The sequence below is a fragment of the uncultured Cyclobacterium sp. genome, from assembly GCF_963977555.1.
GTDB lineage: Bacteria > Bacteroidota > Bacteroidia > Cytophagales > Cyclobacteriaceae > Cyclobacterium.
In genome coordinates this window covers 93439-111057 of record NZ_CAXBPD010000009.1, presented here as the reverse complement: position 1 = coordinate 111057, position 17619 = coordinate 93439, and the positions used below count along the sequence as shown (strand labels likewise).

Sequence of the window (17619 nt, the reverse complement as noted above, 5' to 3'; positions counted from 1 at the left end):
TATATGCAGGTTGATCCTGATTTTTTTATGAATGAACCCCATAATCCTACACGTAAAAGTCTGATAATTTGGATTTCCCTGATAGCCTTTGTGCTAAATTTTATCTGGGAAAACCTTCATGCAGGCCTATATGAAGAGTATAATTACTTTATGAAAAGCATCTATTTTCTAGGATGCACCATCGGGGATGTGGTACTTAAATTTATCATATATGGCCTTGTGGCTGTGGTACTTAAAGATAGGTGTTGGATTCGTAATTTCAATTTCAAAACAATTGTTACTGTACTTCTAATAGCTGGTTTGTTTGCATTCGTAGCGGAATGGGTAGCTATTGAACTTAATTTCTGGAGTTACAATGAAAAGATGCCTATTGTACCAGTTTTGGAGGTAGGGCTTTCTCCTTTTTTGGCGATTGTGGTAAATCCAATACTGAGTTTTATTATCACACACAAAATTATTTCTACCAGAGATACCCGATAAACAAAATTCAGAGTGGCTGCATTTAAATGTAGTCTCATAATTTCATACATCAAACACCGGATTTTATAAATCATATCGCTTAAAATAGTGTTTATTTATTCAAGTGCCATTACAATATTGAGATGATAGAGAGCAGAAAATTACACGTGAAAAATATGGTTTGCCCGCGCTGTATAACAGCGGTTAAGCAACTCATGGAAGAATTGGAGATACCCTTTCAAAATGTGGAATTGGGTGAGATTGAACTCAAAGAAGGATTAGGGGATGAGGAAAATAGCAGGTTAAATGAAGGGCTGGAAACAGTAGGTTTTTCGCTTATAGATGATCGCAAAAGCAGACTGATAGAGCAGATGAAAAATTTGATTGTTCAAAAGATTCATCATTCACAGGAAGTTTTAGATGTGAAATGGGCTGATTTTATCGCTGACCAACTCAACTATGACTATAAATATCTCGGCATGCTTTTTTCTTCTGTAGAAAGTATCACCCTGGAGCAATATATTATTCGCCAAAAAATTGAACGCATTAAGGAATTGCTGATCTATGATGAACTTACACTGAGCCAAATCGCCTTTCAGTTAGGATACAGCAGTTCGGCACATTTAAGTAGTCAATTTAAAAAAGTCACTGGTATGACACCTTCTCAGTTTAAAAGTACTATTGATAGAAAAAGAAACACATTGGATAACATATAATTATTCAATATTCAAATCCCGTGTGCTCGGCATACTGACAATTTTGTAAAACCTTCAGCAAATCCTATAGTACTTATTCCTTTTGCACTTCCGAAATTTGTATTGTTCATCTCAGAACATATAGATTAAAAAATGATATATGGAAGCCATAGATATTATTGAACCAAAAAGAAGACCATCTAAAAAGATGGACAAGACACTAAAAAAATCCTTTCCTGTAACGGGGATGACTTGCGCCTCATGTGCCTCCAGCGTGGAGTCCATCCTTACCCATACTGAAGGTGTGGCCAAGGCAAGTGTCAATTTCGCTAATAGTTCGGTATTAGTAGAATATAACGATTCACTCACCTCAGAGGATTTGCGTAAGGCGCTACAGTCAGTTGGTTATGATTTGATTGTAGACGCTGAAAATCCATCAGAAGCGCAGCAGGAGCTTCAGGAAAAGCATTACCAGGAAGTAAAAAGACGCACCATTTGGTCTGCTATATTAACGCTACCGGTATTCATTCTGGGCATGTTCTACATGGACTGGATGCCGGGCAGATGGATTTCTCTGGCATTTACCATTCCGGTTTTATTCTGGTTTGGCAGAAGTTTTTTCATTAATGCCTATAAACAAGCCAGGCACGGGAAGGCTAACATGGATACGTTGGTGGCCCTGAGTACGGGGATTGCATTCATTTTCAGCTTGTTCAATACCTTATTTCCTGAGTTTTGGCACAATAGGGGCATACATCCACATGTGTATTATGAAGCGGCTACCGTAATCATCACTTTCATCTCACTGGGAAAAGTATTGGAGGAAAAAGCAAAATCCAATACTTCTTCTGCCATCAAAAAACTAATGGGTTTACAGCCCAAAACATTGAAAGTGATCGTGGATGGAGAGGAAGTGGAAATGCCCATTGCCTCGGTTGAGGTGGGTTATACCATTTTGGTTCGTCCGGGGGAGAAGATACCTGTAGATGGTGAAGTGGCCGAGGGAAATTCTTTTGTGGATGAAAGCATGATTACAGGAGAACCCATACCGGTGGAGAAAACCAAAGGTGAAAAAGTATTTGCAGGGACGGTCAACCAGAAAGGTAGCTTTCGCTTTACGGCTGAAAAAGTAGCCGGTGAAACTTTGCTTGCCCAAATAATCAAAATGGTGCAAGAAGCCCAGGGAAGTAAGGCCCCGGTGCAAAAGCTGGTAGATAAAATAGCAGGAATATTTGTACCGGTAGTCATGGCTATTTCCATCGTGACCTTTATCACCTGGATGTTGGTAGGTGGAGATGATGCCTTTACCCATGCCTTGCTTACTTCGGTAGCCGTGCTGGTGATTGCCTGTCCCTGTGCTTTGGGGCTGGCTACCCCAACGGCTATTATGGTAGGTGTGGGAAAGGGAGCAGAGAATAATATTCTGATTAAGGATGCCGAAAGTTTGGAGTTAGGTCATAAAGTAAATGCGGTTGTGTTAGATAAAACAGGTACCATCACGGAAGGAAGACCTGTGGTAACTGACGTGATTTGGGAAAGCAAAGACCAAGCGGAGAAACTCAAGCCTATACTGCTGGAGGTTGAATCGCAATCCGAACACCCGCTGGCAGAGGCCGTAGTGCAGAGGTTAAAAGACGAAGGTATTAAATCCGCAAGTATCTCTCAGTTCAATAGCGTTACCGGTCGTGGAGTTCAGGCAATAGATGTTGAGGGTACCATGTTCTATGTTGGTAATCAAAAATTATTAGCTGAGAATAAAGTAACCATCAGTGGTGATCTGGATAAAAAAGCAAAAGCACTGCGTGAAGAAGCCAAAACAGTGGTCTTTTTTGCTAATAAAAATCAGGCATTAGCAGTGCTAGCCATTGCCGATAAGATCAAAGAAACATCTAAGAAAGCTATTGAGACCCTTCAGAACAGAAATATTGACGTATATATGCTTACTGGGGATAATCAGCAGACGGCTGCTGCGGTAGCAAAACAGGTAGGACTTCAGCACTTCAAAGCAGAAGTTTTGCCTTCGGACAAAGCTGATTTTGTAAAGGAGTTACAAGCCAAAGGAATGATTGTGGCAATGGTTGGAGATGGTATCAATGACTCACAGGCCCTGGCTCAAGCCGATGTGAGTATCGCAATGGGCCATGGATCTGATATTGCAATGGATGTGGCTAAAATAACCTTAATCACTTCAGATCTGCAGTCCATACCTAAAGCGTTGAACCTCTCTAGAAAGACGGTTTTGGGAATATGTCAAAACCTTTTTTGGGCGTTTATTTACAACATCATTGGCATCCCAATTGCTGCCGGTCTTTTATACCCTATCAATGGCTTTTTACTTGACCCTATGATTGCCGGTATGGCCATGGCCTTCAGTTCGGTATCGGTAGTAGCCAATAGTTTACGACTGAAAACAACTAAAATTTAAAATTTAAATTTTCAAACTTTAAATAGACAAATCATGAATACTTTAAAATTTAAAACTAATATCAATTGCGGTGGGTGTTTGTCAAAAGTGACCCCATTTCTGAATGAGGAAAAGGAGATTGAAAAATGGGACGTTAACCTTAAGAGTGAAAACCGTGTGCTTACAGTGGAGACGTCAAAATTGAATGCCGAAGAAGTAAAGAAAACAGTGCAGAAAGCGGGTTTTAATGCTGAGGCTATATAGGGCAACTTAAAGACTCATCTGCCACTAATTCTCAATATCCTCCCAGAAAGGCTTTTAGGCGGGCATCGATAATTCATTAAGTTTATATTCATTATGTTTTAATTTATAAACGTGTATAGCAGCTCGATTTCCATACTGAAAAATCAGACAAAGTTGTGTTATCGCGGCTAATTTTAATAGGACGATCTAGGCCAACCATTACTGGCTGGTGTTTCTGAGTTTTGCCTTGATTCTTGATGTAGAATTATTAGCTTGCCAAAAGTGACTTCTTTTGGATTTTTTTCCGAAAATCTAACATCCCACCATTGAAAGAGCTATTCATATAATTTTTCAAAATGACTAGTCCTGAATAGATGTTACAGATTTTAAGAATAAATTTAGATAGCATCGGGTTACGACTCGGTGCTATTTTTGTTTCTAATGAAGAAACTAGAAAAATAGAGAGTGCTTTAATATTGCTGTATTGAAAATACTGATGTTGACTCCTCCAACGGTGATATTGCCCCCACTTATATTTTTGTAACGAAAAAAGGCCAGTTTGACAAAATTCCTTTAATTTTTTAAGACTTTCACTTTTGAGTTCAATTCTTTGAGAGAAATGTATCAACCGATACAAAATTGCATCAGCAATAGTGGCTTCACTTTATGTGAATCAAACAAACTTCCTAATGGTAATTGACTCACTATATATTGTAGGATTTTGTATATGCCTTTCTTCTATTATTTCCTTCAGATCCATTTGGTGTTGTTCATCCATATGGGTCAACCCAGAATTTTATAGGACAAGCAAATAGGTTTAGGGTATTTTGTTTAGAAGCTGGTATATGGTTTCTTTCAAGCGTGCCATTTTTGTATGTTAAATAAGTTTCTGACCATTAAAGAAGATGACTTTGTTCCCCTATCACAAGCCTGATGTCCCAATTCTGAAGCAATAAAGCTTTTCCACAACCAGTGGCTTCATTTATCAATACAGACTCTTCGTTGTTAATATAACTGTCGATAGCTAAAGAATCTATTAGCCCTTTGTCAAGAAGCCAAGAAAACGTTCACTGTGAAATTGTAATTGCCGCAAATGTACAAGGTAGAGACCTTAGAAGTGTTGTCAATGATATTCAACAAATCATAGGAGATCAAATCCAGTTCCTGATAGGTATCGTGTAGAATATGACGGACAATTTAAGAGTGAGCATAAAGCTTCTCAATTACTATTAACCAATGCAGGTATGGCCGTTTTAATAATTGTCCTGTTGCTGTATTACGAGTTTCAAGAGATCAAGCTTCTCTTGGTGGTGTTGCTTAGTTTACCTTTAGCACTCATTGGTGGAATTCTGATTGTCTACTTTACTTTAGGTGTCATCAGTATTGCTACTACCATTAGTTTTATCAGCGTATTTGATATTGCAACTTGAAATGGAAAACTTCTCGTATCTAGATATGAAGACCTGAAAGGATGGGGAAGAGGGTTCTGAACCCTTGCTTAAAGGGGCAATGGATCGTCTCAATCCTATTCTAACGAGAGCATTAACTATCTAGCAGGCATTGATTCCCTTGGCACTAAAAGATGGAGAGGCTGGAAATGAGATTCAGAGCCCAATGGCTATTGTTATATTAGGAGGCTTACTTGCAAAAACCTTGCTAAATCTGATCGTAATTCTATGTCTGTATGAGTTGGTAAACAAGCGAAAATCTATTGTTCAATAATTCAATAATTTCTTTAATCAAAATACCTCAGGGAAATTCGCTGGAGTTTATTTTATAAATCATCTAGTAATTAATTTTCCATAAAATACTGGTGAGATGTTGTTTTTAGAAAAGACAGATTTTCTGATAAGATTGGTTAAGCAGTTAGCTTTCGCTGCTTTTTTAAATCAGGTTCTTCGGGTCGGACTAACTGGTACAGCAACTTAATTTAGATACGTCTTTTCCAAAAGTTATTGCTGCTAATTTGATACCTTCTCCCAAAGTCAGGTAAGGGTAAAAACTGTCTGCCAAATCTTTCACGGTAATTCCGTATTTGATTGCCATACTCAATTGTTGAATCAATTCTCCGCCTTCGGGAGCGACTATTCTTGCCCCAATCAATTTATCAGTTTCGCTGTTGCGAATGAGTTTGATAAATCCCCTAGTGTCATTCGCTGCTATTGCTCTTGGTACGTCTTTGAGTTCCAATTTAGAAACTTCAAATGGAATACCGTTCGCTTTGGCCTGAGCTTCGTCCATACCCGCACCTGCCACCTGTGGATCGGTAAATACCACCCATGGCAAGGAAGAATAATCTGCTTTATTCTCTGTTCCTGTGAAAGCGTTTTCAACGGCAATTTTTCCTTCAAAGGCAGCGGTATAAACAAATGTGGGCGTATTGGCTACGTCTCCTGCTGCATAGATGTTGGATAGATTGGTTTCCATTTTTTCATTTACTGCGATATGTCCATGTTTGGTGAGGTCCAAACCAATATTGTCTAACCCTAATTGGCTTGAATGGGGGTTGGTTCCTGTTGCAATTACTACCTTTCCTTTTTCAACAAATTTAGTGAATGAACCGTCAGGACATTTGCAATGTATTGTGGTTACGTTGCCTTGTTTTTCAAACTTTACCGCTCTGAAATTGGGTAACATTTCAATGCCTTCTTTTCGCATTTGGCTTTCCAATGCTTCGCTGATGTCTGGTGTTTGTGTTCGCAATACTCTGTCGGTGAATTCTATGACACGAACTTTTACCCCTAATCGATTGTAAGCCATTGCAATTTCCAAACCGATATAACCTGCTCCCATGATGGTCAGACTTACTGGTTTCTCTTCCAAGTCAAAAAGGGAAACATTGGTCAAATAGTCGATTTTGTCCAATCCTTCAATATTAGGAATGTTGGTAGTAGCGCCTGTGGCAATTAAAAATTTGATTGCTTTGTACCTTTCCCCATCCACTTCAATTGTTTGGTTGTCTATGAACCTTGCCCAACCTTTTAACATGGTCAGGTTTTTAAAATCGCTCACCACATCCAAATATTTTTTCTCTTGCAGTGTAGCAACCATTTTTTTCTTGTCCTTGATGACTTGAGCAAAATCAATATTCACTCCTTTCGGCCGAATGCCTTCAAAGTTAGAATGAGTAGCATGATAAGCCGTTTCGCCTGCACGAATTAGATTTTTGGAAGGCACACAGCCCACATTTACGCAAGTACCTCCAAAGTCCAAACCGTCATTTACCATTAAGGTTGAAAGTCCTAAACTTTCAGCTTTTATAGCAGCTGAAAAGGCTGCCGAGCCACCACCGATTATTATGATGTCAAATTGGGTGTAACTACTATTTTCATTTTCTAGTATTTCAACTTTTACTCCGTAGTTTTTAGTACTGTTGATGATATTGATTATTTTTTCCTTAGTCGTTTTTGAAGGATCAAAAGAGCATTCACAAGTAGCTTTAGAATAGCTTACTTTGGCTTCTTGTACCCCTTTGTTTTCAGCAAGTAGCTTTTCAATGCTTGTGGCACATTGGTCGCAGGTCATGCCTGTGATATCCAGTTTTATGTTTTCTTCGTTCATAATTATTACCTAAGCTTTTGAAATTTTTAATGGCTAAACCATATAAACGATATCAGAACTTGCTGACGGATAAGTAAATATCATCGTTTTAATATCTCTGGAAGTTAATCCTGTTTTTATGGCTATGGCAAAAAGATTAATCACCTCTTCAGAGTGCGGTCCAATGATATGTGCCCCCAGGATTTTTCCGGTTTCCTTTTCTATTAAGGTTTTATACGCATAGGTTTTCTCATTAATTCTTTTGCCTGTAAACCAATCCGGAACTGCTTTTTTCTTCACCGTAAAGTTGATGCCTTGTTCCGTTGCTCTTTCCTCAGACAACCCCACAGATGCCATCGTGGGTAAGGTAAATACCACAGTGGGAATACCTGTATAATTTGGCTTTTTGGTGTTACCCTTTATTATGTTAGAAGCAACTATATGACCTTCCATGACAGCTACAGGGGTAAGAGGAATTCCCTCGGTATTGGCAGCATCACCGGCAGCGTATATCTTAGGATTGGTATTGCTTTGCAAATACTCATTTACTTCAATCCCTTTTCTACTGAAAGCGATATTTGCTTTTTCCAGATCCAGATCAAAAATTGCCGGTGGTCGTCCGGCTGAATTGATCACTGCTTCCGCCTCCCAGTTTTGTTCTCCGTTTTCATTCTTGCCTGTTACCAAATAAGAATTTCCCGATTTTTCAACGGCTGTTACATTGGTATTCAACACCACCCTAATGTTTAATTTTTTGGTGGCCTCCGTCAATTGCTCCACAATAAATGGATCAAAGTTTTCTAAAGGACGTTCACTACGATGCAGGATGATGACTTCGCTACCAAAGCGGGCCGCCATATGCGCAAATTCAAAGGCGATATAGCCACCACCTATAAAAACTATCGATTTGGGAAGTTTATCAAAATCCAGAAAGTCGGTACTGGTCAGCGTGTGCTCCTCGCCCGGGATTCCCAATACCTTTGGCTTTGCGCCTGTAGCTATCACGATTTTTTCTGCCTCTATTGTTTCATCACCTACTTGCAGTTGATTTTCTGAAATAAATTTAGCCGATTTGTGAAAGGTTTCAATTCCATTGTGTTTATAGCCTTTTTCAATTTTAGGGGGCATTGCATCTACAAACTCCTGTTTAGATTTCATCGCTGCTTCCCAATGTTTAGCGGGCACTTCAGCAATTTGTTTTTCGTGAAGGCGTTGTGCAAAATCCTTAGCTTCAGTAGCACCAAGCATTATTTTTTTTGGGTCACAACCTCGGAGAGCACAAGTTCCTCCATAAGGCAGTTCATCCGTGATACCAACTTTCAGTCCTTTTCCGGCACAAATGTTGGCAATGTTCATGCCTGCCATTCCCGACCCTAATACAAATACATCAAACTTCTTCATAGCTGTTTCTCCTGTTTTTGATTTTTCCTCATGATTTAGACCTTATATCCAGTTTTCTCTATCACTTTAATGATAGCATCAGAGCTGGTTTTTTCCGAGTCGTATTGGAAAGTCGCCAAATCGCTTGGGTATTCCGACTTATGTTCCAAAATACCCTCAACTTCTTAGATGGCATTTGAAATGTGGCTGGATAAACCCGCACAGGTCATTTCCGTGATCTTGATTTTCACTGTTTTACCTTCTTGTTGTGTTGCATTTTCGGTTTGTGCTTTACTGGCAGTTGATTGGCAACATTAAGCTTTGATCTGAGCAATTCCAATGAGGAACAAAACGCTCCATAAAATCAAATTCATTGTTCATTATGTAATTATTTAATTAAATTCTTAAATACAGTGCACAAAAAAACACTATTTCTTGCCGACCACTTTATAACCTGTGCCATTGATGACTTCTTCAATTTGAACCAAACTTACTTTTGATTTATCAAATTCTACTTTGGCAGTTGCTTCTTCATAAACTACATCTACATTTAAAATACCTGGTAGCCTGTTAACATCATTTTCTACGTGCGAAGCACATCCGTTGCAAGTCATTCCTTTTACCTCCAAAGTCACCGTTTGAATGTCTGAAGCATTGACCATTACAACTTCCTTGTTGTCATTTAAAGGATAGAAAATATGTGCATAGCTTGGAAAAGTGAGCATTAAAGCTGCAAACACCGTTACAATTCCTAAAAATGTTTTGGTCTGCATAAAAGGTTTTTTCTCCTCTTTGTCGCCTGCGGAACGGGTAGTTTCGCAATCGCATTGAATTCCTTCGGCGGTTCGCGGTTTGAGTTTCTGATACCAAGCAAAACCCAATACCAAAACGGTAATGCCAATAAGATAAGGTCTTGCTGGTTCCATCCACGAAAATGTAGACGCTACACCTGATGCTCCTGAAATCAGAGCCAAAACAGGTGTTATGCAGCAAAGTGATGCTGCTACTGCCGAAAGCACTCCAGCTCCAACAAGTCCGTTATTTTTCTTTTTCATACTGTTTCTTTTTTTGAGTTATTGATAATATGTTTAAAAAATGGTTGTAGTAAAGGCAGTTGCTCTTGTCTTAAAGAATAGAAAATAGTTTGTCCATCTCTTCTTCCTTCAATTACATTTTTGTCTTTTAGTTTTCTGAGATGTTGAGAAACGGCGGGGATACTCATTCCGAGAATGTCTGAAAGGTCGCAAGGGCAAAGTTCTTTTTCTTCTTCCAAAAGAAATAAGATTTTCAACCTCACTTCGTTTCCTGCCAAGGCCAATAGCCCACTCAATTGACTGAATACTTTGTCGTTTGTTTGAAGCATTTCCCGACAATTGTCTATTTGCACCTTGTCGGCAAACACTCTGATACACGATTGGTTGTTTTCCATAGTTTTCCTGTTTTCGGATTAATAACGCATTACAATTAAGAATAGTTTTCTTATTTAAGCAAATACTTAAATTTATTAATGAATTTTTAGAATACAGCGGGCCCGAAATTGTTCATTAGCTTATCGGCCAGTAATTCAACAGGTGGTTTCTTCTCGGCAATACGGCTCATTAAACTAACTACCTGGTTCATGAAACTATCTTCCCCGATTTTGGAAACTTTAATTTGCAATGCACCGTCAAGATTTAAAGTACCACCAATTACAGTTGCACCAACTTCTTTATTTGCAGGTGTGCTTTCACCTGTAAAACTTGCTTCATCAACACTTCCAGCACCATCCAAAACCTCACCATCCAAAGGTATCCTTTCACCTGGCCTAACTTCTACAACTTCACCAACCAATATGTCTTTGGTCAATACATCAACAAATTGTTCGCCTCTCATAACCCTTTCATTTTGTCAATGCATACTTTAGAGTCACATTGCTCAATGGTATAATATACTGTTATTTCGCAAGACTCGCAAGACATTTCTTTTACCATTTTTACTACTGGTTCACATATTGGACATCCAGCTGTAAATACTTCAATTTGTCGGTTCATCTTTTTAAGATTTTAATGATTAAAATTGATTACTCTACAAAGATGGGGTCGGTATAGGGGTGGTCTCCAAATTTATTTTCAATTATTTTTGTTTTCGCTTGACCATAGGAGTTTTCAGGCTGCACTTCCATTTGTAAAGTGAGTGCCGTGATAAGTGATAATAAGTTAAGGTTTTCAATGAATGAATTTACCAGTGATCGGGGAATACCTCTGGAAGTGGTGCTTGTAACGGCAGCATCATTGACCTTTCCCATAGTCTTGTACAAAATCAACCCGGATGAATATTTCGCACTCTGGATAGAATGTACCCACTAGGGGTGTGAAGTCAATGCGAAACCTAATTACTTGGTATGCCCATGCCATGGTAGTGAGTATGATGCAAAAGGAAATGTAGTAGAAGGCCCGGCAGAAACTAATCTTCAAACATTTAACATAACCACAGATCATGAATACATCTACATCCATTTATAAAAATCTCAATCCACTATTACTTCTTATTCTTATGGGAATAGGAGCTTCCGTTATGGCACAGCGGGTAAATAATGATACAACTGCCATCCAAATGAACATGGATGCGGTCTATAATCGTCCGTTTTTGCAGACTGGCAGCTTTCCGGTTGCGTTGGGTGGCTATATTGAAGCACACGCCCAGTATTTTGTGACAGATGGTATTACGGAAGGTGTCTCTTTCAAAATTCCAAGAATGACCCTGTTTATATCCTCCACCATCAAAGAACGGATCAAATTCCTTTCTGAAATTGAGTTTGAAGAAGGTACCAAGGAGATCAACATTGAGTTTGCCGCCCTGGATTTTGAACTCCATCCTGTGCTGAACCTAAGAGGCGGAATTATCATTAACCCAATAGGCGCATTTAACCAAAACCATGACGGGCCGAAGTGGGAATTTGTAGATCGGCCTATAATGGCTACTACCATCATCCCGGCTACTTTCAGCAATGTAGGCTTTGGTTTGCACGGTAAGCCCCATCAGAAACAATGGGTTTAGGCTTATGAGGCTTATGTTAACAATGGTTTCGATTCTCAAATAATTGCCAACAGTGTAGGCCGTACCTGGCTTCCCGCTGCCTAGGAAAATGTAGATCGTTTTGAAGAAAACTTCAATGCTGTTCCCCTAATTACACTAAAAACCGCAATTCGTCATCGGAAAATCGGGGAAATAGGTCTGTCATGGATGGTTGATGTATATAATAAATAGGAAGAAGACGGACTTGTGCTAGATGAAAAGAGGCGATTGGACGTGGTAGCTGTAGATTTCAATACTTCCGCTATCAAAAGAGTCAATATCACAGGGGAATGGGTATGGGCATTCATCGAAGTTCCCGAATCCTATTCACAGCAGTTTGGCACTCAGCAGCAAGGCGGGTTTGTCGACTTTGTTTACACCATTTTAAAACGGAAAATACTTGGATGGGACCATGCGATACTCAACCTGGCTTTGCGGCTGGAGCATGTGGATTATAATGTTGGCTCGTTTGTGGAGACCGGAGGAAATATACATGATGATGTACAGGCCATAGTGCCTGCCATTATCTTCAGACCCTCATCTCAAACTGTAATTCGTGCCAATTATTGGTATAAGTGGGAGACAGACTTGTTGGGCAATCCGGCAGCCAAAACAGCAGGCTTACTGATAGGAATATCCAGCTATTTTTAACAATCTGTTTTAACTATGTAAGTGCAAACAATCCGAAGAAAACATACGTTAACCTGAAAATACAACTTTGCAATTCCTATGCATTACATAATTATGTATATTTGTATTAAATGAAAATCGCATGCTACATATTAAGTTTTTACTTCATGGCCCTGACTGGTGTAGTATGTGCTGATACTTTACCATATGATAATACCAAAGATACTATTACGGCCTTTTCAAGTAATGATGGCAATCATAACCACTCGCAGGAAAGTGGCTGGGATGGTTGTTCGCCGTTTTGCGTTTGTCATTGTTGTCATGTACATGTTGTATCCTCACCAGGGGTAGTCATTACTCATCCGTTAAAACTACCCATTTTTTGGACTGCTTGCTTTCAGGATTTTAGAAGTGCTGAAACCATTGGTTTTCTAAAACCCCCACAATAATAATATTCAATGTTTAGCAGGAATAAGTGTGGCAGATCGGTAAAGTTTACTGGGGTCCATGACTTTTTTGAACAATTCCCTAAACACCACTTCATTTGCCTTTCTTCAAAGGCAACCCTTTCTCTATATTCAATTCTATTTATAGAGCTTGAAAAAACTGAATAAGAACAAATAGAATAAGGGGAAAAGAGGAAGTAGTAAATCACTGCCTAAATAGTTTTGAAATGGGTTTTCATTGTGCTGATTTGTGCAATTCTCCTTATTACTACCTTACTAACTACTATGGTCAGGCTTTTTCACTACAATATTTTCCCTATCAAATAATTAGTAATTCTTATGATCAATAAAATCATTTCTTTTTCAATAAGGAATAAATTCATCGTGGGCCTGCTTACGCTGGCTCTCATTGGAGTGGGTATCTACTCCATGTACACGGTCAACCTGGGCTCTGTGCCTGACATTACCAACAATCAGGTGCAGGTAATTACAGTATCCCCTAACCTGGCAACTGAAGATATAGAGCAGTTTGTGACCTACCCGGTAGAATTATCTATGGGTAACCTGCCTGGTGTAGATGAAATCCGTTCCATTTCAAGGTTTGGGCTGTCGGTGGTCACCATCGTTTTTGAAGACGATATGGGTACCTATCTGCCCCGGCAATTGGTTCAGGAAAAACTCATCGAATTAAAAGAAACTATCCCGGAAAAATTCGGAAGCCCATCCATGGGTCCCATTTCTACCGGATTAGGTCAGATTTACGAGTATACTATTCAGCCGCAGGAGGGTTATGATTCACTATATTCTCCCATGGAGCTGCGTACTATCCAGGATTGGATTGTAAAAAGACAATTGACTTTACTGGATGGTGTCGTAGAAGTAAACTCCTTTGGAGGATACATTAAACAATATGAAGTAGCTATTAACCCTGAGAAACTCAATGCAATGGATGTGAGCATCTCTCAGGTATATGAAGCCTTAGCCAGAAACAATGTCAATACGGGCGGAGCATATATTGAGAAAAATAGGATGTCGAATTTCATCCGTGGTGAAGGATTGATACGCTCACTCGATGATATCAGGAAAATCGTCATTAAAAATGAAAATGGAATTCCAGTTACGGTAGGAGATGTAGCTCAGAAAGTTCATTTCGGTAGTCAGGTGCGCTATGGTGCTTTCACTCAAGACGGAAAAGAAGCTGTGGGAGGAATTATCATGATGCTGAAAGGTGCCAATCCAAATGCTGTAATTCAGAATGTTAAAGATCGTATGGTAGAAGTGCAGAAGTCACTTCCTGAAGGTTTACAAATTACGCCTATTATTGACCGAAGTGATCTGATAGCAAGGACAACCGATACCGTAAAGCAAAACCTGCTCGAAGGGGCTTTGATTGTAATTTTTGCGCTGGTAATCCTGCTAGGTAGTTTGCGAGGCGGAATTATCACTGCTACCACTATTCCCCTTTCCCTATTATTTGCCTTCATCCTGATGAAGCAATTCAATGTTTGGGCCAACCTCATGAGCCTGGGTGCCATTGACTTTGGGATCATTATTGATGGTGCGGTCATTATTATTGAAGGTACTGTATATGAAATTCAAAAAAAAATCCGCTCCGGTAAAATCAAATTTAATCAGGGTGTAATGGACGAAGTGGCTTATGACGCAGGTAGTACCATGATGAGCTCGGCATTTTTTGGACAAATAATCATTCTGATCGTTTTCGCCCCTATCCTTTTTCTTACCGGAGTTGAAGGTAAAATGTTTCAGCCCATGGCTTACACCTTTGGCTTTGCCATGATTGGCGCCATCTTTCTTTGTCTGACGTACGTGCCTATGATGTCGGCCTTATTAATGAAGCCCATCGAGAACAAAAAAAACTGGTTTGGAAAGTTTGAAAGATGGTTAGAAAAAGTAAGTGACAAAATCATAGGTGGCATAGAATGGGTCTATTTGCCATTACTTAAAGGTGCTTTAAAGTTAAAAGCACTCGTCATCATTTTAGGAATTGTACTTCTTATAGCCGCCGGGTTTATTTTTTCTCGAATGGGTGGAGAATTTGTGCCACAGTTGGACGAAGGAGACATTGCCATGCAAGCGTTGATTAGGCCGGGCAGTTCGCTGAGCGAATCACTAGAGGTATCTAAAAAAATAGAAATCCTGCTAATAGATAATTTTCCTGAAATCAAAACAGTTACTGCCCGGATCGGTGTGGCTGATATCCCGACTGATCCAATGCCAATGGATTTAGCCGATATGTACCTGATACTGGAAAAAGATAAAGAAAAATGGATTACTGCTGAAAGTAAGGAGGACCTGATTGAAGCAATTAAAGAAAAGCTGGAAGAACAATTAACTGGGGTGAATTTAGTATTTACCCAACCCGTGGAATTGCGGTTTAATGAGTTGCTTGAAGGAGTCAGGGAAGATATTGCTGTGAAGTTATATGGCGAGGATTTGGAAATCCTAGCCGCCAAAGTACAGGAAATGGCAGAGATCATACAAACGGTACCAGGCGCTGGCGATGTAAACCCTGAAAGAACATCTGGCTTGCCACAAATGACTGTTCGTTACAATCGTGATAAAATAGCACAATACGGATTGGACATTCAAAAGTTGAACGAATATGTGAGCTCCGCTTTTGCAGGAGGGGTGGCTGGGGTCATCTTTGAAGGAGAAAAACGATTTGATCTGGTGATCCGCTTTGATGAAGCCCACCGTATAAGTATAGACGATTTACGAACCTTATATATTGACCTTCCGGACGGCACGCAGGTTCCTGTCAAAGAAGTAGCCGATATCAGCTATATGCCTGGCCCCATGCAGATTTCACGTGATAATACATATCGCAGGACCTATGTCGGTGTCAATACTAGGGGCCGTGATGTAGAATCTGTAGTAAACGACATACAGGAAAAACTGGATGCACAGCTAGACCTACCTCCGGGCTATTACATCACTTATGGAGGTGAGTTTGAAAATCTTGAGCGGGCTAAAAGCAGATTAACCATTGTAGTACCCATAGCCTTGTTTCTGATATTTGTGCTTCTGTATTTTGCCTTACAGTCATTTTCACAATCTATTATGATTTACATCGCCATTCCTTTGGCAGCCATTGGTGGAATTTTTGCCTTATGGTTAAGGGATATGCCATTCAGTATTTCGGCAGGTGTGGGCTTTATAGTGCTATTTGGAGTAGCTGTATTAAACGGACTGGTATTGATCAACCGCTTCAACTCACTAAAAGAAGAAGGAGTTACCAGTATCCGTGACCGTATTTTTAACGGAACCAAAGAAAGGATCAGGCCGATCATGCTTACGGCTACTACAGATATATTCGGTTTCTTGCCGATGGCTTTTTCAGGATCTGCAGGAGCGGAAGTGCAGCGCCCCTTAGCTACGGTAGTGATTGGGGGAATGCTTACGGCTACACTGCTCACATTGGTGGTGCTTCCGGTACTTTACACTTTTGTGGAAAGCAGAAGTGACAAAAGAAAAAGCCTGAAAAGACCAAATGCCAATGTGATCATTGCCCTGATTGTTTGTGGAGGCTTATTCGAGCTACCCACTGTGGCGAATGCGCAACAGCAGCAACAGTCACAGGTCGGTTTGCCAACTATCACACTGGACCAGGCCAGAAAACGTGCGGTAGAAAGCTTCCCTAAAATCCAATCGGCAAGACTGGAGATAGAAAACCAGGAAGTTTTGAAGAAAACCGCCTGGGATTTTGGGAATACACAGGTCTTTACCGGAAAGGAAGAGGTAGGCAATGGCTCTGATGGTATTTATACACAATTTGGAATTCAACAACAACAGATAGATATCTTTGGAATAGCCCCACGGGTGAAATTGCAAAAAGAAAGGATTACACTGGCAGAGAAGTCACTTGACCTCTCAATCATTGAACTTGAGAGGGAAGTAAGCCAGGCTTGGGGTATGGTTTATGCCACTAAAAACAACTACAAGGTTTATCAACAGTTGGATTCGATATTTGCAGATATTGAAAGAGCTGCCAGGATTCGATTGGAAACGGAAGCTACTTCTAAATTGGAATACTTAGCTACTTCCAACCAAGCCAATCAGGTACAGATACAAAAAGAGCAAGCTTATCGGGATTACCTGAGTGCTTTGCAGCGCCTCAACCTTTGGTTTGCTAACGACACATTATTTACTGTATCTGATGTCCCCACCAATCAATTAGACAAGCCACTCAATTATGTAGCTGATTCATTGATGAATCATCCTTTATTGAACCTGTCGAAACAACGACTAGATGTGGCTGAAGCTACCATAAAAGAGAGACGATCACAGTTTTTGCCACAATTGCAGGGGCAGTATGGTAGACAGCAAATTGCTGGGCAATCGGGATTTTATCAGTATCAGGTAGGCATTAGAATCCCCTTGTTTTTCGGTCCTGAGCTTGGAAGAACACAGTCGGCCAAAATCCAGCGGGATATTGCCGGGCAAAACCTCAGACAAAATCATTTGGAACTGAATACCGCCTATCAGAACATGAGAGAACAATATCTGAAATGGCTAAATTCATGGAATTACTACCGTGATGAAGCACTTCCACTGGCTCAAGAGCAACGGGATGGGGCTATTTTTGCTTACAGGGAAGGCGCTATAGATTACGTAACATTCCTGCAAAATATCCGGGATGCCATTCGCGTAGAGGTAGACTCCTGGAATGCCTTCGGTAATTATCTGGACAGTCGCTACCAGCTGGAATACTACTTAAAAACAACAAACTAATGATGAAATTGAAAGT

The 17619-nt window shown here is 40.0% G+C and carries 16 protein-coding genes and 1 pseudogene; 11 read left to right on the top strand and 6 right to left on the bottom strand.

Annotated features, from left to right (window positions below; all coding sequences use genetic code 11):
- The first annotated feature begins 27 nt into the window (after window positions 1–27).
- The 6 genes and pseudogenes from AAC073_RS13095 to AAC073_RS13070 all read left to right on the top strand — a co-directional run bounded on the left by AAC073_RS13095 (window position 28) and on the right by AAC073_RS13070 (window position 5523).
- Window positions 28–480 (top strand): hypothetical protein, encoded by a 453-nt coding sequence (locus AAC073_RS13095; RefSeq protein WP_339924262.1) that lies wholly within the window; start codon window positions 28–30, stop codon window positions 478–480.
- 122 nt (window positions 481–602) lie between these two features.
- Entirely contained in the window at window positions 603–1175 is a 573-nt protein-coding gene (locus tag AAC073_RS13090; RefSeq protein ID WP_339924261.1) for a helix-turn-helix transcriptional regulator, read from the top strand.
- Window positions 1176–1314: 139 nt separating this feature from the next.
- Entirely contained in the window at window positions 1315–3579 is a 2265-nt protein-coding gene (locus tag AAC073_RS13085) for a heavy metal translocating P-type ATPase (protein ID WP_339924260.1), read from the top strand.
- Window positions 3580–3612: 33 nt separating this feature from the next.
- Window positions 3613–3822, top strand: coding sequence for a heavy-metal-associated domain-containing protein (locus AAC073_RS13080; protein WP_339924259.1), 210 nt, complete (start codon window positions 3613–3615; stop codon window positions 3820–3822).
- A gap of 1196 nt (window positions 3823–5018) precedes the next feature.
- Window positions 5019–5231, top strand: a pseudogene (locus AAC073_RS13075) (hypothetical protein); the annotation flags it as partial.
- A 130-nt stretch (window positions 5232–5361) separates the two neighbouring features.
- The gene (locus AAC073_RS13070) at window positions 5362–5523 is read left to right on the top strand and encodes an efflux RND transporter permease subunit (protein WP_316928104.1); all 162 of its coding nucleotides are present in this window, start codon (window positions 5362–5364) and stop codon (window positions 5521–5523) included.
- A gap of 186 nt (window positions 5524–5709) precedes the next feature.
- Here AAC073_RS13070 and merA read toward each other — a convergent pair whose 3' ends face one another.
- The 6 genes from merA to AAC073_RS13040 form a co-directional block, all read right to left on the bottom strand.
- Entirely contained in the window at window positions 5710–7362 is a 1653-nt protein-coding gene (gene merA / locus AAC073_RS13065; RefSeq protein ID WP_339924258.1) for a mercury(II) reductase, read from the bottom strand.
- 33 nt (window positions 7363–7395) lie between these two features.
- On the bottom strand, window positions 7396–8742 hold the full coding sequence (locus AAC073_RS13060) for an NAD(P)/FAD-dependent oxidoreductase (RefSeq protein WP_014022505.1): 1347 nt from the start codon (window positions 8740–8742) through the stop codon (window positions 7396–7398).
- 407 nt (window positions 8743–9149) lie between these two features.
- Window positions 9150–9776, bottom strand: a complete 627-nt coding sequence (gene merTP, locus AAC073_RS13055) for a mercuric transport protein MerTP (protein ID WP_014022504.1) — start codon at window positions 9774–9776, stop codon at window positions 9150–9152.
- Window positions 9773–10150 carry a metalloregulator ArsR/SmtB family transcription factor gene (locus AAC073_RS13050; RefSeq protein WP_014022503.1) on the bottom strand — a complete coding sequence of 126 codons (378 nt, stop codon included), beginning with the start codon at window positions 10148–10150 and terminating at the stop codon, window positions 9773–9775. The genes merTP and AAC073_RS13050 overlap by 4 nt, the downstream gene beginning before the upstream one ends.
- An 86-nt stretch (window positions 10151–10236) precedes the next feature.
- Window positions 10237–10593: a cation-translocating P-type ATPase gene (locus AAC073_RS13045; RefSeq protein WP_041934822.1), complete on the bottom strand. Its 357-nt coding sequence runs from the start codon at window positions 10591–10593 to the stop codon at window positions 10237–10239.
- A gap of 187 nt (window positions 10594–10780) precedes the next feature.
- Entirely contained in the window at window positions 10781–11005 is a 225-nt protein-coding gene (locus AAC073_RS13040; RefSeq protein ID WP_014022501.1) for a hypothetical protein, read from the bottom strand.
- Between the two features lie 91 nt (window positions 11006–11096).
- On the opposite strand from AAC073_RS13040, the gene AAC073_RS13035 reads away from it, so the two are divergent.
- From AAC073_RS13035 to AAC073_RS13015, 5 genes are all read left to right on the top strand, one after another.
- On the top strand, window positions 11097–11222 hold the full coding sequence (locus AAC073_RS13035; protein WP_244874474.1) for a Rieske 2Fe-2S domain-containing protein: 126 nt from the start codon (window positions 11097–11099) through the stop codon (window positions 11220–11222).
- Entirely contained in the window at window positions 11197–11757 is a 561-nt protein-coding gene (locus AAC073_RS13030) for a hypothetical protein (protein WP_244874473.1), read from the top strand. Before AAC073_RS13035 ends, AAC073_RS13030 begins: the two co-directional genes overlap by 26 nt.
- 225 nt (window positions 11758–11982) lie before the next feature.
- Entirely contained in the window at window positions 11983–12426 is a 444-nt protein-coding gene (locus AAC073_RS13025; RefSeq protein ID WP_339711947.1) for a hypothetical protein, read from the top strand.
- A gap of 110 nt (window positions 12427–12536) precedes the next feature.
- Window positions 12537–12854 carry a DUF6660 family protein gene (locus AAC073_RS13020; RefSeq protein WP_339711945.1) on the top strand — a complete coding sequence of 106 codons (318 nt, stop codon included), beginning with the start codon at window positions 12537–12539 and terminating at the stop codon, window positions 12852–12854.
- Window positions 12855–13190: 336 nt separating this feature from the next.
- On the top strand, window positions 13191–17603 hold the full coding sequence (locus AAC073_RS13015) for a CusA/CzcA family heavy metal efflux RND transporter (RefSeq protein WP_339711943.1): 4413 nt from the start codon (window positions 13191–13193) through the stop codon (window positions 17601–17603).
- Window positions 17604–17619 lie beyond the last annotated feature (16 nt).